The organism is Pseudomonas sp. DTU_2021_1001937_2_SI_NGA_ILE_001 (assembly GCF_032463525.1).
GTDB lineage: Bacteria > Pseudomonadota > Gammaproteobacteria > Pseudomonadales > Pseudomonadaceae > Aquipseudomonas.
Window position 1 is genome coordinate 2,823,916 of the sequence record NZ_CP135971.1, and the last position, 22,141, is coordinate 2,846,056.

At 65.0% G+C, this 22,141-nt stretch carries 16 protein-coding genes; 8 read left to right on the top strand and 8 right to left on the bottom strand.

What is annotated here, in order from left to right; translation table 11 throughout:
- Positions 1-108 precede the first annotated feature (108 nt).
- The 5 genes from RRX38_RS12110 to RRX38_RS12130 form a co-directional block, all read right to left on the bottom strand.
- Entirely contained in the window at positions 109-1,038 is a 930-nt protein-coding gene (locus RRX38_RS12110; protein WP_295475161.1) for a dihydrodipicolinate synthase family protein, read from the bottom strand.
- 285 nt (positions 1,039-1,323) lie between these two features.
- Positions 1,324-2,742, bottom strand: a complete 1,419-nt coding sequence (locus RRX38_RS12115) for an MFS transporter (RefSeq protein ID WP_315959422.1) — start codon at positions 2,740-2,742, stop codon at positions 1,324-1,326.
- A gap of 118 nt (positions 2,743-2,860) precedes the next feature.
- Positions 2,861-3,697, bottom strand: a complete 837-nt coding sequence (locus RRX38_RS12120) for an IclR family transcriptional regulator (protein ID WP_315959423.1) — start codon at positions 3,695-3,697, stop codon at positions 2,861-2,863.
- A 270-nt stretch (positions 3,698-3,967) separates the two neighbouring features.
- Positions 3,968-6,259 carry an acylase gene (locus RRX38_RS12125; RefSeq protein ID WP_410524905.1) on the bottom strand — a complete coding sequence of 764 codons (2,292 nt, stop codon included), beginning with the start codon at positions 6,257-6,259 and terminating at the stop codon, positions 3,968-3,970.
- Positions 6,260-6,310: 51 nt separating this feature from the next.
- Positions 6,311-6,802 (bottom strand): sigma-70 family RNA polymerase sigma factor, encoded by a 492-nt coding sequence (locus RRX38_RS12130; RefSeq protein WP_295475149.1) that lies wholly within the window; start codon positions 6,800-6,802, stop codon positions 6,311-6,313.
- Positions 6,803-6,952: 150 nt separating this feature from the next.
- Here RRX38_RS12130 and RRX38_RS12135 point away from each other — a divergent pair, with 150 nt between their 5' ends.
- Positions 6,953-7,945: a FecR family protein gene (locus tag RRX38_RS12135; RefSeq protein ID WP_315959425.1), complete on the top strand. Its 993-nt coding sequence runs from the start codon at positions 6,953-6,955 to the stop codon at positions 7,943-7,945.
- 155 nt (positions 7,946-8,100) lie between these two features.
- Here the strand turns inward: RRX38_RS12135 and RRX38_RS12140 are convergent, their stop codons facing one another.
- The gene (locus RRX38_RS12140; RefSeq protein ID WP_315959426.1) at positions 8,101-9,711 is read right to left on the bottom strand and encodes a PvdJ/PvdD/PvdP-like protein; all 1,611 of its coding nucleotides are present in this window, start codon (positions 9,709-9,711) and stop codon (positions 8,101-8,103) included.
- 172 nt (positions 9,712-9,883) lie between these two features.
- On the opposite strand from RRX38_RS12140, the gene azu reads away from it, so the two are divergent.
- A complete protein-coding gene (azu, locus tag RRX38_RS12145; RefSeq protein WP_315959427.1) occupies positions 9,884-10,333 on the top strand; it encodes an azurin in 450 nt (149 codons plus the stop codon).
- A 45-nt stretch (positions 10,334-10,378) separates the two neighbouring features.
- Here azu and RRX38_RS12150 read toward each other — a convergent pair whose 3' ends face one another.
- Positions 10,379-11,506: a cupin-like domain-containing protein gene (locus RRX38_RS12150; RefSeq protein ID WP_315962672.1), complete on the bottom strand. Its 1,128-nt coding sequence runs from the start codon at positions 11,504-11,506 to the stop codon at positions 10,379-10,381.
- A gap of 189 nt (positions 11,507-11,695) precedes the next feature.
- Here RRX38_RS12150 and RRX38_RS12155 point away from each other — a divergent pair, with 189 nt between their 5' ends.
- From RRX38_RS12155 to RRX38_RS12165, 3 genes are all read left to right on the top strand, one after another.
- On the top strand, positions 11,696-13,063 hold the full coding sequence (locus tag RRX38_RS12155; RefSeq protein WP_315959428.1) for a dipeptidase: 1,368 nt from the start codon (positions 11,696-11,698) through the stop codon (positions 13,061-13,063).
- A complete protein-coding gene (locus RRX38_RS12160) occupies positions 13,060-14,343 on the top strand; it encodes an aminotransferase class V-fold PLP-dependent enzyme (protein ID WP_315959429.1) in 1,284 nt (427 codons plus the stop codon). Before RRX38_RS12155 ends, RRX38_RS12160 begins: the two co-directional genes overlap by 4 nt.
- 132 nt (positions 14,344-14,475) lie before the next feature.
- A complete protein-coding gene (locus tag RRX38_RS12165) occupies positions 14,476-15,348 on the top strand; it encodes a formylglycine-generating enzyme family protein (RefSeq protein ID WP_315959430.1) in 873 nt (290 codons plus the stop codon).
- Positions 15,349-15,393: 45 nt separating this feature from the next.
- On the opposite strand, the gene RRX38_RS12170 is transcribed toward RRX38_RS12165, so the two are convergent.
- Positions 15,394-16,242, bottom strand: coding sequence for a formyltransferase family protein (locus RRX38_RS12170; RefSeq protein ID WP_315959431.1), 849 nt, complete (start codon positions 16,240-16,242; stop codon positions 15,394-15,396).
- Between the two features lie 199 nt (positions 16,243-16,441).
- Here RRX38_RS12170 and RRX38_RS12175 point away from each other — a divergent pair, with 199 nt between their 5' ends.
- The 3 genes from RRX38_RS12175 to RRX38_RS12185 all read left to right on the top strand — a co-directional run bounded on the left by RRX38_RS12175 (position 16,442) and on the right by RRX38_RS12185 (position 22,094).
- Positions 16,442-17,779, top strand: a complete 1,338-nt coding sequence (locus tag RRX38_RS12175) for a lysine N(6)-hydroxylase/L-ornithine N(5)-oxygenase family protein (RefSeq protein WP_315959432.1) — start codon at positions 16,442-16,444, stop codon at positions 17,777-17,779.
- A gap of 84 nt (positions 17,780-17,863) precedes the next feature.
- Positions 17,864-19,513: a cyclic peptide export ABC transporter gene (locus RRX38_RS12180; RefSeq protein ID WP_315959433.1), complete on the top strand. Its 1,650-nt coding sequence runs from the start codon at positions 17,864-17,866 to the stop codon at positions 19,511-19,513.
- A 106-nt stretch (positions 19,514-19,619) separates the two neighbouring features.
- Positions 19,620-22,094: a TonB-dependent siderophore receptor gene (locus RRX38_RS12185; RefSeq protein WP_315959434.1), complete on the top strand. Its 2,475-nt coding sequence runs from the start codon at positions 19,620-19,622 to the stop codon at positions 22,092-22,094.
- The last annotated feature ends 47 nt before the right edge of the window (positions 22,095-22,141 follow it).

The following is a 22,141-nucleotide window of genomic DNA, read 5'->3' on the forward strand; positions in this document are numbered from 1 at the left end:
CGCTGATCGGCGGCCAGCCGATCCCGACAGGGCCACACGTAGGCGAGGCCCTGCTGTGCACGTCGGGGTGAAGAGGCAGGCGGCGTGGGACCACGCCGCCCGGTAGGGTCAGACCAGGCCAGCCGAACGCAGGGCGTCGGCGATCTCGCGGTCGGCGCCCTCGGCCAGTGGCAGCAGCGGCGAGCGCACGGTGGCGTGGTCAAGGATGCCGCGGGCGACCAGGCCATGCTTGAGGGCCACGGTGCCTTCCATGTGCGAGCCACGGTGGTAGACGTTGCGGGTCACGGGCAGCAGGCGGTCGTGCAGGGCACGGGCGGCCGGGTAATCCTTGCGCTTGCCGGCTTCGATCAGCTCGATCAGCGGCTCGGGAGTCAGGCCGCCGTAGCCGACCAGCGCACCGTCCACGTCGAACATGGTGTGCAGCAGGTATTCGTCGTGGCAGGTGAGGATCTGCAGGTCAGGCACCTCACGGCGTACCACCGGAATCTCGGTGTCCCAGCGGCGCATGTTGCGCACCCCGTTCTTCATGGCGAACACGCCAGGCTGGCGGGCGATGTCCAGTTGGGTTTCCAGGTCGTAGGTGGCCTTGGTGGCATCGGGGTACTGGAACAGGATCAGCGGCAGGCCGCTGTGCTCGTAGATGGCCTTGTAGCGGTCCTGCGCGGCGCCCTTCTGGTAGCCGAAGCGCAGCCAGCCGTGGGAGGGATACACCAGGCCCGCCGAGGCACCGGCCTCGACCGCGCGTACCGCTTCCTCGGCAGCCACCTGGGTGCCTTCGCCGGTGATGCCGGCGATGATCGGCAGGCGCCCGCCCACCGACTCCTTGAACGCCTGGATCACCTGCGCCTGCTCGGCCTGGGTCAGGAAGGTGCCCTCCCCTGCATGCCCCAGCACCACCAGGCCTTTCACGCCATTGAAGCTGCCCAGCCAGGAACCGAGTTTGTGGATGGCGTCGAAGTCCACTTTGCCGTCACGGGTAAACGGGGTGACAGGCGCCGGAACCAGGCCTTTGAGATCGATGGTGTTTTTAGTGCTCATGGTATTTCCTCTTTTTTATTGGCAAGTGTCCACAACTCACGCGTGCAGGGGCGCAGAACGTAAAACTGCGTACGTTCTGAAGTTTCAGGGTCAACTTCGGTGAAGCGGTTAGTTGCGTTTCATGAACTAGGTTGTGTACGAAAAGTCGGCGAGCGAAGGTCAGGCAAGGCAAAAACAGGCGAGGAAGCGGAGTTTACTGGTGTAAATGAGCATTCCGAGCCTGTTTTTAACGCAGCGTGGCCGAGCGCAGGCATTTTTCGTACAAAACCTAAGGCTCATGCCCGTTCATGGTGAAAGTTCTTCAAGTACCCGGCCCTTGGTTTCGATGGCGAACAAGGCGGTGATGACGCCGGTGACCAGCAACACGATGGCGAAGGTGCCGAACACGTAGTGCACACCCGCACCGGATATCGCCATGCCGACCACCAGCGGCCCCGCCGCCGAGCCCAGGCGCAGCCAGGCACTGCCGATACCGGTGCCCAGGGCCCGCAGGCGGGTCGGGTACAGCTCGGCCGAGTACAGGTACAGCGAGAAGGTCACGGTCTGCACCAGGGCATAGCCAAGCCCGGCCATCAGCAGGATCTGCAGCGGCGTGGTCGCGCCGGTCAGGGCCAGGGCGGTCAGTGGCAGCGCGGCGGCGAACAGGGCACCGATGTACCAGCGCCGACGCCCGACCTTGTCGATCAACAGCGCGCAGATCACCGCCGCCACCACACCGGCCGCCGAGGTCATGAAGCCGTAGGCCAGGCTGGTTTCCAGCGGCAGGTGGAAATGCTGGCGGTACAGGGTCGGCAGCCAGGTAATCAGCCCGTTGGCGACCATGTAGGCGCCGAACCACATGGCCCAGATCACCAGCGAGCGCTTGAAGTACATGCCACGGAACAGCTCTTTCCAGCCCTGGCGATTGCTGTTTTTTTGCAGCGGCGGCAGTTCCTCGGGCTCGGCCAGGGTATGCCCGGCCTTGCTGGCACTGGCTTCCAGGCGGCTGACGATGCGATCGGCTTCGGCGATGCGGCCCTTGGAAGCCAGCCAGCGCGGCGACTCGAACAGGAAGAAGCGCAGCGGAATCAGCAGCATCGCCGGCACCAGCCCCACGGCGAACATCACTTTCCAGCCGTACAGCGGCACCAGCAGGTAGCCGATGACGCCGGCCCCCACCAGACCCAGCAGGAACATGACCTCGTAGAGCAGGAAGAACCGCCCGCGTTTCTTCGAGCCGATCAGCTCGTTGACGTAGGCACTGGCCACCGGCACCTCGCCGCCCGTACCGATGCCCTGCAGAAATCTGAAAGCCATCATCGCTGCTGCGCTGGTGGCGAACAGGCAGGCCACGTCCATGGCCACGAACAGCAGAATGGTGAAGGTCAGCACCTTCATGCGGCCGATGCGCTCGGCCAGCGAGCCGAACAGCACCGCGCCGAACAGCTGGCCCAGGTAACCGGCGGACAGGATCAGGCCAATCTGCGCCGGGGTCAGGCTCCACTCCTTGACCAGCACCGGCATGGCGTAGGCAATGGCGATGACCGTGTAGCCATCGAAGAAGGTCGCCGCACCAATGATGTTGCGCGCCCAGAACACCTGGCGGGTGATCGGCAGGCGTTCCAGCCGGGCGCTGATGCGCGCCTGGTCGGTCGCGGCTTCACTCAGGGGTTCGGCGGCGTCGCGAGGTATCGCGGCGTCGGCGTCTACACGCTGTGTCAACATGGCACTTCCTCTTGTTATTCGGTTTGTCGGGGCGTGCGGGGCCATGCCCTGCGACGTGCGCAGTGCCTGGCGTTCAACTCGGGAAGACGCCGGCAGGACTAGCGGCCGGCGTCAGGGCTCATGTACCGGGACCGATGCTGCCGTTGGCCTGCAGTGCCTTGCCGATCGCCCGCGCCGCTTCCTGCGTGGACTGCAGGGCGCGGCTGCGCAGTTCTTCGGCGGTGCAGCGCACGGCTGGCGCAGCGATGCTGATCGCCCCCACCGGGTAGCCATCGAGGTCCAGCACCGGTACGGCGAGGATCCTCAGGCCATCGGTGAACAGCGACTCGGTGAGGATGTGCCCCTGCTCGCGAATGCCCTGGAGGATCTGCGCCAGAGGTAATTCACCGGCGTGGGGTTTGAGGATGAAGGGCATCAGCGGGGTGAGCTGCTGCACCTTGTCGAGATCGGCAGCGGGAAGGAACGCCAGCATCGACTGGCCGATGGCGGTCTGGGTGGCCGGCACCGTGGTGCCGACGCGGATGTCCACGCCCAGACGCGTGATACCGGCGCGCACGCGCTCCAGGTACAGCACGTCGGCGCCTTGCAGCACCGCGAAGCTGGCCGCCTCGTTGGTTTCGCTGACCAGCCCGCGCAGGATGGGCCGCACGATGCTGCGCAGGTCGGTACGGGCGATGGCATGAAAGCCGAGGTCGAGCACCTTGAGGGTCAGGGCGAAGCGGCGGCTCTCCGGAATGCGCGACACGTAGCCCAGTTCCACCAGGGTATTGAGCATGCGGAAGGTGGTGCCGGGATCCAGCTCGGAGGTGGCGGCGATCTGGCTGAGGGTCAGTTCTTCGTTATCGGCGGAAAAGGCCTCCAGTACACGAAAGCCCTTGGCCAGGGACTGGACGGTACTGCGCGCTTTCTTGTCGTCGAGTTCTTGAGAGGAAGCAGGATTTGCAGTCTTCGGCATTTCTTCGCACCTTTTTGTTTTTTCGGATTGCGAAATATTTTTCTTTCATATAGATTACCACTTTGACCCCCTTCGTCCTATTCGATTTACTTCGTTAAATTCCGCCTTAATATTCACTTTGAATATATAAACACCTGCCCGGCGGGTTAATCAGTACCTCAACGTGTTGATTTAAATAAATTAAATATCTTCTGCCGCTCGATTGGCAGAACAGAAAAAGCCCGGAAGTTCTGCGCAAACTTCCGGGCTTTTTTTATTCAGGCTGCAGAGTCACTCCTTCAAGCGCAGCACTTCCAGATGCGGGTCGGCGTCAATCTGCTGCTCGGTAAACGGCAGCGGCTGCCAGGCCTGCCGCGAGAACAGTTCAGTCTGGTCGGCGGCATGTCGGGAAGCCGGGTCGCTGGATTGCGAGAACGCCAACAGCCCCTGCGCCACCGGCCCCTGGTCGTCGAAACCGACCAGCTGGATATAGCTGCTGCCACTGACCACCTTGAGGCGGCCATCTGCCTGCGGCACGCTCTGGATCGCGTTGTACACGCCCAGATGCCCGTCACCGCCCGGAATCGGGATGCGCTGGCCAGGCTGTTCAGAGCCTGGGCGCTCGACCGCCTGCAACTGCCCCCAGGTGACGTCGGCGGGCAGCTTCAGCGCGTCGACCTGCGCCATCGCCTTGCGCAGCCTTTCGGCCACGGCATTGGCCACCGCTGGCGAATGCCAGTCGATGCCACTGGGCGTGTGCAAGGGGTCACGCGGATCGAAGGGCTGGCGCCAGCCTTGCCCGGCCTGGATGAACGATTTGGCGAAGCCCTGGAAGTACAGCCAGCCAAGGCCGGCCTGGGTGCTGGCGGTGCGATCCCACTGCTGCATCGCCACGCAGGCGCGCTCGAATTCGCTGCCGGGCTTGAGCGCCGCGCACCATTGCAGCAGGTCGTCGAGCAGCAGGTCGGCGGCATGCACCCTTTCGCCACTCACCAACCCCTTGAGGAACGGCGCGGTAATCGGCTGCGGGTCCTGGGCAGCGAGCTGCGCGAGTGCGAAGCGTGCGCGCAGGCCGAGGGCCGAGCCTTCACGACTGACCAACGGCGAGAAGCCGGTCAGCGGTTGTGCCGGGTTGCTCATCCAGGCGCTGTCATTGGCGTTCTGCACGAAGTCCCTGCGCAGCAGCACAGGCAGTTGCCCACCGGGCACGATACCCGGCTGCACAGCGCCTTCGGCGTTCTGCCAGTCGCATTCGCTGCGGCTGCCGTCCAGGCCCGGCAGGCCCCGCGCCTGCAGCGCCGGGTCGACACAGCCGTGCAGCTGCTTGAGGCTGAGGTTCGGCACCACCGAGACGTTCATGTAGGCCGTCTGGCCCTGCTGGTCGGCGGCCAGGGTGTTGACCCAGGGAATGCCCTGGATGCGCTGCACCACGTCGCGCAGTTCGGCCACGCTGCCGGCGTGGTTCATCGCGTACCACTGCTCCAGCGCCCGGGTGTTAGCCAGGTTGGCATCCTGGAAGGCATAGGCATGCTGGCGGTCCCAGTCGGCCACGCCGGACCATTTGATCAGCGGCCCGTAGCGCGACTCGTGGATCACCTGGCGGTGAGTGACCAGTTGGCCGTCAGCCTCGCGCACCTGCACCTGCACTTCGTGGCTGCGCAGTGGATAGCTGCGGCCATCCACCAGGTAGCGCTGCGGGTCCTTGGGGTCGAGGGTCAGGCGGCGCAGGGTGAAGTGCCCCGAGGTGTCCACGGTGTGGGTCCAGGCCAGGGTGCGGTTGAAGCCGATGTTGATCACCGGCAGCCCCGGCAGTGCCGCGCCCATCACGTCGAGCTGGCCGGGAATGGTCAGGTGCATCTGGTAGAAGCGCAGCGCACCGGACCATGGGAAGTGCGGATTACCCAACAGCAGGCCACGGCCGTTCTCGCTACGCTCGGCACCCACCGCGATGGCGTTGCTGCCGCGTTCGTAGACCGAGCCCTGGATGCGCCGGGTATCGATACGCGCCTGGGACGCTTCGGCCGCGGGAGGGGTGGCGGCCAGCAACGGCTCGGCAAAACGCCCGATGCCGCCTTCGACCATCAGCCGATGGATGAGCCGCACCATGTCGCTTTCCTGCAACGGCCTGACCCACGCTGCGCCGCGGCAGGCTTCAGGCGCGCCGTTATCGCGCAGGTAGCGGTTGAAGCCGGCCACGTAGCCCGCCAGCAACTGCCGGGCCGGTTCCGGCTGGGCGCGCCAGAACGCATCCACTGCCTGCTCGTCGTTGAGCCAGGTGAAAAACAGGTCCGAACTGAGGTTATCCAGGCGCGCCGAAGACTGCCCTTCACGCCCCATGTAGCGTGAACGCTCACCGCGCGCGGTCAGCACCTCCTCGCTGAGCAAACACAGATTGTCGCGTGCATAGGCGTAGCCCACGCCGTAGCCGAGGCCGCGCTCGTCATGGGCGCGGATATGCGGAATACCGTAGGACGTCCAGCGAATCTCGGTTTCGCCGCGCGGCAGCGCATCACGCGTACAACCTGCCTGGAAGACCAGCGCAACGGCCAGCGCACTGATTGAAAAAGATCGCCCCACCTGAATCCCCTTGGCATGCCTGTGAATGCAGCAAGGACGTGTCAGGCCTCGGCGAATTTACTGTCCGTCGCCCAGGCGTTCCATTTCGAATACCCGGATGCGGCAATGCTTCATGGCGTTGACGATGTGTTTTTCCACACTGGCCTTGGACAGCCCCATGGTCGAAGCGATGTCTTCATGACAAAGACCGTCGATCTTGCGCAACAGAAAAGCCTGTCGGCACTTCTCAGGCAACTCTTCCAGGGCTTTCATCACCAGTTGCGCGCGCTGCAACTGATACAACGACGCCTGCGGGCTGTGCACACTGGGCAACTCTTGGGCGAGGGCATCGTCCAGTGATTCGCTTTGGCGGATCAGACCACGCCGGAACAGGTCGACGCTCAGGTTGATTGCCGTGCGATAAAGAAATGCCTTAGGGTATTCGAGCTGATCCAGGCGGCGGCTTTCCAATACTTTCAAGTACGCTTCATGCGCAATATCGGCGGCCAGATTACGGTCGCGCAGGCGCGTGGTCAGATAACCCACCAGGCCTTGATAGTACTGTTCCATGTTGGCTCCGCCAGGATTTCTGGCATCAATTTACTGACGCCGGTCCGCTCTGTTAAAGAGGGGCTAACTGTATATAATTCTCAACTGCATAAAAAGTTCTAATTTTCGGTAACCGCCGTAAGTTAATTCCAAAACCAACCGGTAGCCGCCATGTCGAGTCAGCTCCCCCAACCTGTGCCAGACCAGCACATCAGTGACCAAGCCGCACACTGGTGCATGCGTCTGCATGAAGCTGATTTCTCTGCCGAGGAACGTGCGCAGCTGGAACGCTGGCTGGCAAGCGACCCGTTGCATCGCCAGGAATTCGAGGCCATGCAGGAAATCTGGGCGCTCAGCGAATTCCTGCCTCCCACCACGCCAGCGCCGCCACGCGCCGCAGCCCCTGTCCCGGCACCACGGCGCGCAAGCCGCCGGCTGCTGGCCATTGCAGCTACCCTGGCCGTCAGCCTGCCGCTGGCTGGCCTGGTCGGTTGGAACCAGGGCTGGATTCCCGACAGCTATCACCGCTATGCCAGCCAGTCCGGCCTGGAGTCGGTCACCCTCGCCGATGGTTCCGAGGTGCAGATGAACTGCGGCACCCGCCTTTCGTTCGCCAACTACCAGGACCGGCGTAGCGTGACCTTGAGCAAGGGCGAGGCCTTCTTCAAGGTCACCCACGACGCCCAGCATCCTTTCGTGGTCAACGCCGGGCAGGGGCAGATCCAGGTCACCGGCACCCAGTTCAATGTCTGGACCTACGGCGATTCAGTGGTGGTGACCCTCAGCGAGGGCTCGGTCAGAGTGCTGAGCGACACCCGCACACCGGAACACGTGGCCTATCTCTCGCCGGGCATGCAGGCTCGCTACGACGCGCAGCATGGCGACCCGCAGGTGGCCGCTGCCTCACTGGACAATGCCCTGGCCTGGCGCAATGGCCGCCTGGTGCTCGACAACCTGACCCTGGCCGAAGCCCTGCCGCAGATCAACCGCTACCTCGAAACCCCGGTGCATCTGGCCGACAAGGCGACTGCCCAACTGCGTATCGGCGGTGTCTACAGCACCCGCGACATCGACGGTCTGGTGCAGGCGTTGCCCAGGGTGCTGCCGGTGGTGCTGACCCGCAACAACGAAGGCCAGACCGTCATCGCCCGCAAGTCCGGTTGAGGCAGTCAGGCGCCATGTGACGAGGTGGCAGCGGCTTTAGCCGCGAAAGCGCCAGGAAACTCAGTGCATCTGATGTGAACAGGCGGTCGCTTCGCGGCTGAAGCCGCTCCTACCGGGCCTGACAAATCCGCTCACACAGGCCCCGGCAGACCAGGCTAAGCGCCCGGCCCAGGCGGCAGGTAGCGACCGTACCAGGGCCTCTGCGGGATGCGCCCGGACAGCCGTTCCATCTCGGCCTCGTCGGCGCGAATCACATGCAGGGCCAGCTTCATGGTCTCGACATCCAGCTCCCCGCCGCCGCCACCATTCTCGCGCCCCCATGCACCGCAGCCCGATTCGGCGGGCCCCAGCCAGGGGCTTTCGACCTCCACCCAGCAGCCCTTGGCGAACCACGGCACGCCATCGACCTCGATCCGCCGTACCTCACCGGGATGGAAGCGTTCATGGGCGGCGAACCAGTCATCGATACGGTCATCGATCCAGCCGTGAAAGGCCCAGAAAACCGGGTTGACGTGCGACGAGAAGGCGTCGGCCAGGTAGTCGTTCTCAGCGCGAAACCAGCGCTCGGAAAAATCGTCGGCCGGTCGGTCGTACAGCATCGGGTACAGGCTGTTCGGGGCGCGGCCCACGGCGGCCCAGCACATGTGCAGCCAGTCATGCAGGCCCAGTTCGATGCGACTGCCCAGTTCGCCCAGGCACAGGGTCGCCAGGTATTCAGGGTCCTGGTACTGCGCTTCCCAGACCTGGAAGTTGGCGTAGTAGCCCTCGCTGCTCTTCACGTCGCGCAGCCACTGGTTGAAGGCATCGTCGCCGGGCGCCTCCCAGGCTGGTGGTACCGAATAGCCGTCGTGGTTCTCCAGGTAATTCACGAAGGCCTGGATGCCATGACCGATGAACGGCCGCGGCGGCGGAAAGCACTTCCAGGAACGCAGGTCCTGGAAACTGCGCGCATGGCGCAGCATGCGCCGGTGCATGTAGAGAAAATCCTCACCGGAACCGTTGGTATGCCGCCGCTTGCCCCGCGCATCGCGCTCCTGCCCCAGCGGGCCGGGCTGCCAGCCCAGGGCACGCAACGATTGCTGCCGATCGTCGTTCAGGCGGTGCCAGCGGTCACGGGTGGCATGCCACAACTGGTGGTACAGGCGATGCCCCGGCGAGATCAGCCAGGCATGCAGGTCCGGGTCATACGGCAAGCGTTCGCGGGCCTGGATGAACGGCCGGCGCGTGGCGACGAAGCGCGCCTGCACGGCGGAATGGCCCGCCTGCGCACCGCGCCGCTGCAGCGTACCGCTCAGGGTCGCGGCCCCGCCGCCGGTGCTCCACACACCCCAGACCTCGTCGAAAATGGCTGCGCATTCGTAGGCCTGGCCGTCGGCGCCAGCCAGCTTCCAGCGCAGGTTCGGTTCGCGCTCGGCTTTCAGCTCGCCGAACAGCTCCAGGCCGCCATGCTCGAAAGGCCGGCGGCCCAGATGGCCGCGCAACGCCTTGCCCGACGGCCCGACGTCCAGCAGCAGCTCCAGGCCCTCGCCGGCCAGTTCGGCGAAGGCCGGCTGGGCGTCGAGCAAACGAAAATCCCAGATGCCCACCAGGCGCCCGGCCAGCAGGTTCTGGGCAAGGCTCGGCGGCACGATGGTGGGCTCTTCGGCCAGCGCGGCTTCCTCGGCCGCCTGATAACGCCGATAGCCCAAGATCGGTAACCCTACCCCGCCTGCCGTCGCCGCCACAGCGGCCGCGCCGGCCAGCAATCCTCGCCGAGAAAACTTCATCTGTCCCATCCGCTTTTCCGCTCGCAGGTCTGAGCGCCTGCCCCAAGAACGAACGGCTGGAGGGGGAATTTATCCGGTGCCGGCACTAGGTTTCGTAAGAAACCTAAAGTGCCGGGCGCGGCACTCGTTAATACGCCTGTAAACGTCCAATCCAGTCCCACGGGAGAGTTCCATGCATCGCGCTTTACTTCTGGCCCTCAGCCTCGCCCTGCCCGGCTTCGCCTGGGCGGCGGACGACTGCTCCACGGAAATCCACGGCACCGATCAGATGACCTTCGACAAGAGCGAAATCGTCGTACCGGCCAGCTGCAAGCAGTTCAAGGTCACCCTCAAGCATCCGGGCAACCTGCCCAAGGAGGTGATGGGGCATAACTGGGTGCTGAGCCAGACCGCCGACATGCAGGGCATCCTCAGCGACGGCGCGGCGGCCGGGGTCGGCAGCGGCTACCTGAAGGCAGACGACTCACGCATCATCGCCCACACCCGGCTGCTCAGCGGCGGCGAGGAAGACAGCGTGGTGTTCGACACGGCGAAGCTCAAGGGCGACGGCGACTATCAGTTCTTCTGCTCGTTCCCGGTCCACTCGGTACTCATGAAAGGCCGCCTGAAATTCGGCGCCTGAGCCACCCGAACAGGGCCGCCCCGCCGTGGGCGGCCCGGCGGCGGGTTACCAGCCGCGCCCCGAATTGACCCAGAAATTCACCGACAGGGACGTCGACACCGATTCGACCTGATGGAACCAGCCTTCGGGCAGGAACAGCAGGTCACCGGCCTGCAGCACGATACGGTGGAAGGTCACCTCGCGTGCGGCCGGATAGCGAACGTAGTCCGGCTGGTCGGGGTTCACCTCGCAACCCTCCAGCCCCCCACCTTCCGAGGTCGACCAGGTGCCCAGCGCTTCACGATGGTGCGGTGCGGCCAGGATGAAGGACTTCTGCCCCCACACCTGGGCGAACAGGTTGTCCGAGTCATCACGATGCAGGGGCGTCAGGGTGCCTTTGGGGCCGATCCAGATACGCGGCTTGATGTACAGCGAACGCTCGAAGTACTCGGGAAAGCGGATCAGCGCCAACAGCTGCGGCGGCACCAGGTTGTTGCCCATGTAGGGCGGGCTCTCCCCCGGTGCCAGCGGGCGGTCCAGGGAGGCGATGAACTCGGCAATGGAGGTCGAGCGGAAATCCCGCTCGGTGGAAAAGGTCTTCTGCGCGTAATCGCCGTGCCGGGTAATACCCTTGAGTTCAGCGAAATGCCTGATCGACTCTTCGCGACTCATGTTGAACAGCGGCCAGTCGCGCAAGGCATCGCTGAGCACCACCGGCGTGCCATGTGCCAGGTAGTCACGGCGAAAGGCATCCACCGAGAGGCTGGCCAAGGGGCGACGCTCGATGCTCTGCAAGGCCGGCTGGGCGGCCGACAGGCGATCACTGGGGCGCTCCTGGGCCGGATAACGCTGATTCATGGTCGCCGCCGGCTTCTCCACCGCCACACCCCGGCGCGCCGCCTGGATGATCTGCGGCAGCAAGGTGGCCAGGCCCAGCTGGCCGGCGATCTTCAGCTCGCCCCGGGCGAACAGCTCTTCCACGTCCTGCGTGCCCTCCAGCACCCCGGCGAACAGCGCTGCGGGCATCTCGATGGTCACGTCAGCCGCTGCATGCCGGCCGCCTCGCACCTCAAGCTGCTCGGCGACTGCCGCCCACACCGCCTGGCCCTCACCGAACTCGAACTGGAACACCCCCTGCACGCCCACCGCCTGGGCACCGGAAAACAGCCGGGTCAACACCGCAAGCACATCCATCACGCCTCTCTCCTGGAAACCGGACCGAGTGCCCACCCCTGCGAGGCGGTGCACGACATGCCCTATGGACGAGCGGCCCGGCGCAGAAATTATCCATGCGCCGGCCTGGGTAAATTCCCCACTGCGTGGCTCGTTCTTCCTGCGAATCGCCGGCAGCCAGCCGGTCCATGTCGAGGTTCGGAGAGTTCGATGAGCATGAGTCGTACCGCCAGGAAATGGCTGGTCTGGAGCAGCGTGACGGTGGTGACACTGGCAGCCTTCGCGGCATTGGCCTGGTGGTTGTTCATCGGTCGCCTGCAGCTTTACCCCCACGACGTGATGCGTCGCGCCAATGAGATCCAGGAACGCATCCTGTCCTTCGACAGCCACATCGACATCCAGCCGCGCTTCGGCACACCGGGCAACGAGGCGAACAAGGACGGCCGCACCCAGTTCGACCTGGTCAAGGCGGCCCGCGGCCGCCTCAGCGGCGCGGCGCTCACGGTCTGGGCCTGGCCGGAATTCTGGAACGGCGCCCACGGCCCGCACCGCCCGACCGCAGGCTTCGTGGAGGCAGCGCGCCACGAGCAGGAAACCCGTTACCGAATCATCACCGGCATCGCCCGCGACTTCCCCAACCAGGCCGGTATCGCCTACACCCCGGCAGACTTCCGACGCCTGGCCCACGAGGGCAAGTTCGCCATCGTGATCAGCATGCTCAACGCCTATCCGCTCGGTGACGACGTCTCGCGCCTAGACGACTGGGCCGCACGCGGCATGCGCATCTTCGGTTTCAGTTATGTGGCCAACAATGCCTGGGCCGACTCTTCGCGACCCATGCCATTCTTCGGGGACTCCCCCGACGAACATGGCGGCCTGTCCGAGCTGGGCCGCCAGGCAGTGCGCCGGCTCAACGACCTGGGCGTGGTCATCGACGTGTCGCAGATGTCCAGCCTGGCGCTGGAACAGGTGGTGCAGCTGACCCGTGCGCCGGTGATCGCCTCGCATTCCAGCGTCAAGGGTCTGGTCGACCTGCAGCGCAACCTCAGCGACAAGGAGCTGCGGATGATCCGCGACACCGGCGGTGTGGTGCAGATCCCCGGCTTCTCCTCGTACCTCAAGGCCTTCTCCGAACAGACCCTGGAGAAGATCAATAAGATGCGCGCCGACTTCGGCCTGCCCAAGGTGCAAAACCTGTCGCAGGCCAGCATGCCCGCCGACCCTGTGTTCTCCATCTGGCCAGAGCAACGCTTCGGCGACTACGCCAGCGCGCTGTACGCCATCCTCGACGAAGACCCTCGCGCCACCCTCAAGGACTTCGGTGATGCCATCGACTACGCGGTGAAGAAGATCGGCATCGACCACGTCGGCATCAGCTCGGACTTCAACGACGGCGGCGGCATCGTCGGCTGGGAGAACGTCGGCGACACCCGCAACGTCACGGCCGAGCTGCTGCAGCGCGGCTACTCCGAAGAAGACATCGCCAAGCTGTGGGGTGGCAACTTCCTCAGGGTCTGGGAACAGGTGCAACGCCACGCGGCGCCCGCCCCTGCCCCGGCGGCGGTGCAAAAGCCATGATCCAGAACACCCGGCGTGACTTCATCAAGGCCGGCGGGCTGGTCGGCGCAGGGTTGACGCTGGCGGCCAGCGTCCCGGCAACGGCGACGCCTCAGTCAGACACCCTGCGCCGTGGCGACTGGCAGCGCTTGCGGCAGTTGTTCCCCCTGGATTACCGCTACGCCCACTTCGCCAACTTTCTGGTCAGCGCACACTGCGAGCCGATCCGCGCCGCCATCGAAGCGCATCGGGCGCGTCTGGACGGCAACCCTGCGCAGGTCATGGACTACGACCGCCAGGAAGTCTGGCAGCACGAACATGAAGTCCGCACCCAGGCCGCACGCTACCTGGGCGTGGCACCGGGGCAGATCGCCCTGACCGGCAGCACCACCGAAGGGCTGAACATCTTCTATGGCGGGGTCAGGCTCAAACCGGGCCAGGAAATTCTCACCACGGTGCACGAGCACTACTCGGTGCGCTACGCCTTGCAATACCGCACCGAGCGCGACGGCGCCGGCGTGCGCAAGCTGCGCCTGTTCGAAGATCCCCGGCAGGCCAGCGAGGATGAAATCCTCACCCGCATCGCCCAGGGCATCCGCCCCGAGACCCGCGTGCTGGGCATGACCTGGGTGCACTCCGGCAGCGGCGTGAAGCTGCCGATCGGCAAGATCGGTGAACTGGTCAAGGAAACCAACCGGGAGCGCGGTCCGGACGAGCGGATTATCTATGGCATCGACGGCGTACACGGCTTCGGCGTGGAGAATCTCGACTTCGCGGCGATGAACTGCGACTTCTTCATTTCCGGCACTCACAAATGGATGTTCGGCCCACGGGGCACCGGCATCATCTGCGCGGCCTCGGAGCACACCCGGGACCTGGTGCCGCTCGGCGCCACCTTCTCGCAGAACCAGAACTTCGGCACCACCTTCACACCGGGTGGCTACCAGGCCTTCGAACATCGCTGGGCGGCCAGCAAGGCCTTCGAGCTGCACCTGCAACTGGGCAAGGACGCGGTGCAGCAGCGCATCCACGGACTGAACCACTACCTCAAGCAACAGTTGCAGACCCTCAAGGGCGTCGAGCTGGTCACCCCGTCCAGCAGTGCGCTCTCGGCGGGCTTCACCTTTTTCCGTATCGCCGGCCAGGACGACGAAGCACTGGCCGCCTACCTGATTCAGAACCGCGTGATGGTCGACTCGGTCAGCCGCGACGCCGGGCCGGTGGTGCGCATGGCGCCCGGCCTGCTGAATACCGAGGCCGAGGTGGACCGTGCCATACGCCTGTTGGCCGCCAGAACCTGAGGGCCAGGCATGGTCATCCAGACCTGTAGGACCGGCTTCAGCCGGGATGCCGTTCGCGGCTCAAGCCGCCCCTGCAGGCCAACACCGTCTCAAGCGTCTTGCCCTTCATCTCCCACCTTCAGAGGAACCCCGATGCCCCCTCTACACCACTCCCTTCTGGGGCCGCTGCTGGCCCTGTCGTGCGCATTGCCGTGCGCCGTTGCCCAGGCCGACACCGAGCGGCAACCAGGCAGCGTGTTCAAGGACTGCAAGGACTGCCCGGAAATGGTCGTGCTGCCCGCCGGCAGCTACGTGATGGGCACCCCGGACGGCGAACTGGGCCGCCAGCCCGACGAAGGCCCGCTGCACACCGTGACCTTCGCCCGGCCGTTTGCGATCAGCCGCTTCCAGGTCACTGCCGCTGAGCTGAATGCCTACGTCAAGGCCAGCGGCGCAGTGCTCAAGAGCGGCGACGAGCGTCCCGGCCGCTGGTGCGAGGCGGGCAAGCCGAGTTACCCGCAAGGGCCTCGGCAGCCCGCCGTGTGTATCGATTACTACGAAGTCCAGGCCTATGCCGACTGGCTGAGCCGGCAGACCGGCCAGCACTACCGGATGCTCAGCGAAGCGGAACGCGAATACGCGGCGCGCGCCGGCTCCACCGGCCCCTTCCCGTTTCCCTTCGATGCCGAAGGCGAGTACCAGATCACCCAGCATGCCAACACCTACGGCCCCAAGGACGGCTACACCTACAGCGCGCCGGTGGGCAGCTACCCGCCCAACGCGTTCGGCGTGTACGACATGCACGGCAACGTGTACGAATGGGTCGCAGACTGCTGGCACAAGGATTACGTGGGCGCACCAAGCGATGGCAGTGCATGGCTGGAAGGCGCCGACTGCGACCGCGCGCACATGCGCGGCAACGACTGGGGCGAGCCACCGATCTTCTCCCGCTCGGGCAATCGCAATGATCGGCTGAGAACCACCCGTGGGGATTTTCTGGGCTTTCGTGTGGCCCGGCAGCTTTGATGGACCGCCCTGCCCGTCCGGCGACGGGCAGGGCGCGAAGCGGCGTCAGGCCGCCGGCTGATCGACTTGCAAGCGCCCGGCCACTGCTTCCAGACCCGTGACCAGCAGCGGCAGCAGACTGTGGGTGAAGTTGTTCCAGCGCAGCTCCAGAATCGTATCCTCGGGGTCGATGACGGTGTTCAAGGCGTCCACCACCACCTCGCCCGAATCGATGCCGCCGTCGACGTAATGGAACGACGCGCCGGTACGATCCACAACCGCGACTGGCACGGTCTGGCGCTGCGCCCAGTCCACCACCTTCTGTCCGCGCGCGCCGTACAGGGCGTCCCAGGTCGCATAGGCACCGCGACGCTGATACGGCGAGTCGCTGCGCGTGATGCCGGGGTGGATATTGAAGATGCGCCGTTCGAAGGGGCTACCGGGACGAATCAGCTCATCGAGGATCACCAGCAGGCCGTCGAGGATCACCACATCCACGCGCAGTTCCTGGAGCAGGCTCGCCAATTGACGCTCGAATGCCTGCTTGCCAGCCACCCGTTGCGGGGCGTCGAGCGGCAGGCGTCGATAGCTCGAAGGCACCGAGCACAGCAGCTCGTTCACCGGTCGCCCTGCCAGCTGCAGGTCACGCGGGTAATACCACTGGTCGGCCTGACGAGGATCGAAGCCATAGCCTTGGAGGCTGGCGCGATCACGTGGCGAATCCGGGTCGTCATCGTTGATCACCGCGACCAGTTGGTAACGCTGGCCCAGGGGCGTGTCGTTCAGCGCCGTCACCAGGTACTCCAGTGGCGAGACCATATAGCGCTGGCCGCCCCGGTAGGGAATGTCCTGGCCGGCCAGGTCGGCGGCGGCGTTCCTGAACGACCAGATGTAGGCAAGTCTGAGTTTTTCCATGTCTGCTCCAACGCAGTGGGTGGCTACAGGTCACAGACGAACACCTCACCCGGCGATTTAGCCGCCGTCGCCACCTTCGCAAGCGGTTAAATCCGCCGCGACATCCTTCGTCTAGTCAGCGAATGCCAGCGTGCAAATACGGCAACAGCTCCATGACCTCACGCACCCTTCGCCCAGACTTCAACAAAGGATTGCTGCTATGACCCTTTCCACCTTACAGCCTGTCCATGACGTGATCGGGGTCGGCTTCGGGCCCTCGAACCTGGCCCTGGCGATCTTTCTCCAGGAGCAGGCGCAGCGCACCGGCAAGCCCCTGGACGCGCTGTTCATCGAACGCCAACAGCACTACCGCTGGCATGGCGACACCCTGGCCAGCCAGAGCGAGCTGCAGATTTCCTTCCTCAAGGACCTGGTGTCGATGCGCAACCCCACCAGCCCGTACAGTTTCGTCAACTACCTGAACCAGCAGGGCCGCCTGGTGGACTTCATCAACCTGGGCACCTTCTATCCCTGCCGCATGGAGTTCAACGACTACCTGCGCTGGGTCGCCGAACAGTTCAGCGAACAGGCCGCCTACGGCGAGCAGGTGCTGCGCATCGAGCCGGCGACCGGCAGCGGCGCCATCGACACACTGAAGGTCATCTGCCGCGCCGCCAATGGCCGCGAGCACACGCGCCTGACACGCTCGGTGGTGGTCGGCACCGGGGGCACGGCGAAGATTCCCGAGCAGTTCGCGGCGTTCAAGGACGACCCACGGGTGTTCCACCATTCGCGCTACCTCAGCGGCATCCGCAACCTGCCGTGCGCGCAGGGCCAGCCGATGCGCATCGCCATCATCGGTTCCGGCCAGAGCGCCGCCGAGGCCTTCATCGACCTGCACGACAGCTACCCGCAGGTCAGGGCCGAGATGATCTTCCGTGCCTCGGCGCTCAAGCCGGCGGACAGCACGCCCTTCGTCAACGAGATCTTCGCCCCGGCGGCCACCGACCTGATGTTCGGCCATTCCGAGCAGGCGCGCCGACAGTTGCTGGAGGAGTACCAGAACACCAACTATTCGGTGGTCGACGCCGAGCTGATCAGCCGCATCTACGGCGTGCTGTACCGCCAGAAGGTGGCGCGCCAGCAGCGCCATGCGGTGCTCTGCCGCCAGCAGGTGGAACACGCCCAGGGCGACGCCGAGGGCATCAGCCTGACCCTGCGCGACCTCAACAGCGGCGAGCAGCGCAGCGAGCGCTACGACGCCGTGGTGCTCGCCACCGGCTACGAGCGCAACACCCATCGTGACCTGCTGGCGCCGCTGCACGGCCTGCTCCAGGACTGCCAGGTGGACCGCGAATACCGCGCGCTGGCCGCCCCCGCCCTGAAGGCGCCGATCTTCCTGCAAGGCTTCTGCGAAGACAGCCACGGGCTCAGCGACACCTTGCTGTCGGTGCTGCCGATCCGCAGCGCGGAAATCGGTCAGGCGCTGCAGCGCGCCCTGGGCCGCAGCGCTGCGCCGAGCGAAGCCCCTGACCGCGTGGCCCTGGCCAGCGCCTGAGGCGTTGCGCGCACGCCCGCCGCGTCCTGCACGGCGGGCGTTGTTCCTTACGGCCTGGCCGGATTTCAACCATGGGAAAACGACATGTCCACCCCAACTCGAGGCGCCATCGGCAGCCTGCTCGCGCTGCTGCGTCCCTTCAGAACCATCGTGATCGGCTCCGTAGCGCTGGGCATGGCCGGCGGCCTGGCCATCACCCTGCTGCTGGCCACCATCAACACCGCGCTGCACACCGACACCGGGCTGACCCAGACCGTCGTGCTGAGCTTCGCCGGCCTGTGCCTGTTGGCCCTCTCCAGCTCCATCGTCTCTGACATCGGCACCAACAAGGTCGGCCAGAGGATCATTGCCCGGCTGCGCAAGGAGCTGGGTGAAAAGGTCCTTTCGGCGCCCATCGAGCAACTCGAACGGCATCCCAAGCATCGCCTGATTCCGGTGCTCACCCACGACATCGACACCATCAGCGACTTCTCCTTCGCCTTCACGCCGCTGGCGATTTCCCTGACCGTGACGCTGGGCTGCCTGGGCTACATGGCCTATCTGTCGCTGCCGATGTTCCTGCTCACCGTGGTCGCCATCGCCATCGGCACCAGCATCCAGTACGTCGCCCGCAGCCGTGGCATCAAGGGCCTGTATGCCGCCCGCGACCAGGAAGACGAGCTGCAGAAGCACTACACGGCCATTGCCGCAGGCGCCAAGGAGCTGCGCATCAATCGCGAGCGCCGTCGCTACCTCAACGAGCAAGGCATCCAGCGCACCGCCGACCTGATCTGCGACACACAGATTCGCGCAGTGAACACCTTCATCCTCGCCAAGTCCTTCGGCTCGATGCTGTTCTTCGTGGTCATCGGCCTGGCCCTGGCCCTGCAAGCCTACTGGCCCAGCGCGCAGCCGGCGGCCATGAGCGGCTTCGTACTGGTGCTGCTGTACATGAAAGGCCCCCTGGAGCATCTGGTCAGCACCCTGCCCGTGGTCAGCCGCGCCCAGATCGCCTTCCGGCGCATCGCCGAACTCTCCGAGCAGTTCTCCTCGCCGGAACCCTACCTGCTGCTGGACGGCCCGACCCCACGGCGGCACGAGTTGCACACCCTGGAACTGAGGAACGTGCGCTACGACTTCCCCCAGGTGCAGGGCAGCGAGCGCTTCAGCCTGGGTCCGGTGAACCTGACCATCCGCCAGGGTGAAATCGTCTTCATCGTCGGCGAGAACGGTTGTGGCAAGACCACGCTGATCAAGCTGCTGCTGGGGCTGTACAGCCCGCAACAGGGCGAAATCCGTGTCGACGGCCAGGCCGTGCACGCGCACGACCGCGACGAGTACCGGCAACTGTTCACCACCATCTTTGCCGACTACTACCTGTTCGACCAACTGCCGCAGCACGACCGGCCGGTGCCGGAATCGGCCAACCACTACCTCAAGCGCCTGGAGATCGCCCACAAGGTGAGCATCCGCGACGGCGCGTTCAGCACCACCGACCTCTCCACCGGCCAGCGCAAACGCCTGGCGCTGCTCAGTGCCTGGCTGGAAGAACGCCCGGTGCTGGTGTTCGACGAATGGGCCGCCGACCAGGACCCGAGCTTTCGCCGGGTCTTCTACACCGAGCTGCTGCCGGACCTCAAGCGCCTGGGCAAGACCATCATCGTGATCAGTCACGACGACCGTTACTTCGATATCGCCGACCAGTTGATTCGCATGCGCGCCGGCCAGGTGCTGTCCTGCGAAGCGGTGGCGTGAAGGCTTCGCAACAGCGAATCGTTCCGGTTTATGCGGTTGAGAACGTTACATATCTCGATTCCCATTCACATCCATGCTGCATATCTGTCCATAAGAGCAAGAACACATGCCAACACGACACACATTGACCCCACTGGCCAGGGCGCTGGTGCTGGGCGGGGCCTTGGGCCATGGCCTTTCCAAACCGCTGCTGGGCGGCCTACTGACGCTGGCCTGCGCCTCGATGGCCCAGGCCCAGGACTATGCGTTCAGTATTCCGGCGCAGCCGCTGTCTTCGGCCCTCGCCGCCTTCGGCCAGCAGGCCCAGGTGCAGATCCTCTACCGCCCCGAAGACGTACAGGGCAAACGCAGCACGGCGCTCAACGGTTCCCGTTCGGCGGGCGCCGGCATCGCCGAATTGCTGCGCGGCACGGGGCTGTCGTTCACCCTGCAGGGTGACTCCATCACCCTCGGCACGACCCGCTCCGGCGCGGACCAGGGCATCGAGCTGGGCGCGACCAACATCGACAGCCGCACGCTGGGCGCCAGCACCGAAGACACCGGTTCCTACACCACCGGCACCATGCGCACCGCCACCAAGCTGCCGCTGAGCATCCGAGAAACACCGCAAGCGGTGTCGGTCATCACCCGCCAGCAGATGGACGACCAGAACCTGACCACCGTCCAGGAAGCGGTGAGCCGGGCGCCGGGCCTGACCATGCAGAAGATCGGCCCGGAGCGCTACACCTTCTACGCCCGTGGTTCGCAGATCAGCAACATGATGTACGACGGCCTGCCGACCCTGATGCTCAGCGCCGACGACGCCGTCACCCCGGCCAACCTGGCCATGTACGACCACATCGAGATCACTCGCGGCGCCACCGGCCTGGTGCAGGGTGCCGGCACCCCCTCGGCGGCCATCAACCTGGTGCGCAAGCGCCCCACCGCCGATCCGCGGGCCAGGGTCAGCCTCAGCGCCGGCAGTTGGGACAACTACCGTGGCGAGTTCGACGTGTCCGGGCCGCTGAACGACAGCAAGACCCTGCGCGGGCGTACCGTGGTCACCTACCAGGACCGCAACAGCTTCATGGACACCACCGAGAAAGAGCACAGCCTGTTCTATTCGGTGGGTGAAGCGGACATCGGCGAGAACACCACGGTCACCGTGGGTGCCTCGTACCAGAACGAAAACAACAACGTGGGCTGGAACGGCCTGCCGGTGGCCGCCAACGGCGCCGACTACCACCTGTCGCGTTCGCGCAACTTCGCCGGCGACTGGGAATACTGGGACAAACGCACCCAGATGCTCTTCGTCGACATCGAGCATCGTCTGGACAACGACTGGAAACTGCGCCTGGCCGGCAGCAAGAGCTGGTCGGACCAGAACTACCTGGGCAGCTACCCGGGCCGGCTCAGCTCCAACGTCGGCAGCCTGAGCATCCGTGCCAGCGGCGGCGGCGCCAAGGATATGCAGAGCAGCTACGACTTCTTCGCCAGCGGGCCGTTCCAGTTCCTCGGCCGCACCCATGAACTGGTCATCGGCGCCAACAAGCGGGTCGACGACTACTTCATGAACAGCTCCGGGGTCAGCAACCTGGCGACCAACATCAACCCCTACACCTTCGACGCGCATTCCACGGTCAAGCCGACCCTGAACCTGCACGACGTGGGTGACAAACGCGACACCACCCAGGAAGGCGTCTACACCGCGGCGCGTTTCAGCGTCACCGACCGCCTGAAGTTCATCCTCGGCGCGCGCCTGGACTGGTACGACTACACCTACGACTACAACTTCCGCGGCGATCAGTCGACCACCACGTCCAAGGCCACCCGCCATCCGACCCGCTATGCCGGCGCGCTGTACGACCTGGACGAGCACCACACGATCTTCGCCAGCTACACCGATATCTTCCAGCCGCAGACCTACCGCGACACCTCCAACAGCCTGCTGGAGCCGGTGGAAGGCGAGAACTACGAGATCGGCATCAAGGGCGAGTACTTCGGCGGTGCGCTGAACACCAGTTTCTCGGTGTTCGAGGTCATGCAGCGCAACCGGGGCACCCAGGTCGACGACCAGACCACCTGCGCCAGCTACCCGACCACCACCTGCTACGAGGCGGCCGGCAAGGTGCGTACCCAGGGTATCGACATGGAGATCAGCGGCGCGCTGACGCCCAACTGGCAACTGTCGGCGGGCTACACCTTCTCCCAGGCCCGCTACCGTACGGCCCAGGGCAATTTCCAGCGCGGGGACAACTTCGACACCGACCTGCCGAGCCATCAGTTCAAACTGGCGACCATGTACAAGCTGCCCGGCGAGCTGGAGCGCTGGCGTGTAGGCGGCAGCTTCTACTCGCAGAGTTCGATCTACAACAAGGGCACCACTGCGGGCGTGCAGTACCAGATCGACCAGCCGTCCTACTACGTGGTCGACCTGATGGCCGGCTTCCAGGCCACCAAGCAGCTGGATCTGCGCTTCGCGCTGAACAACGTGTTCGACAAGAAGTACTACCAGACCATCTCGCAGAACACCTCCAGCTGGCCAACGGCGTTCTACGGCGACCCACGCAACTTCCAGGTCACCGCCAGCTACGAGTTCTGATCCATCGCAGTACCCGAGAGCCAGGGCTTGCCCTGGCTTTCTGCTGT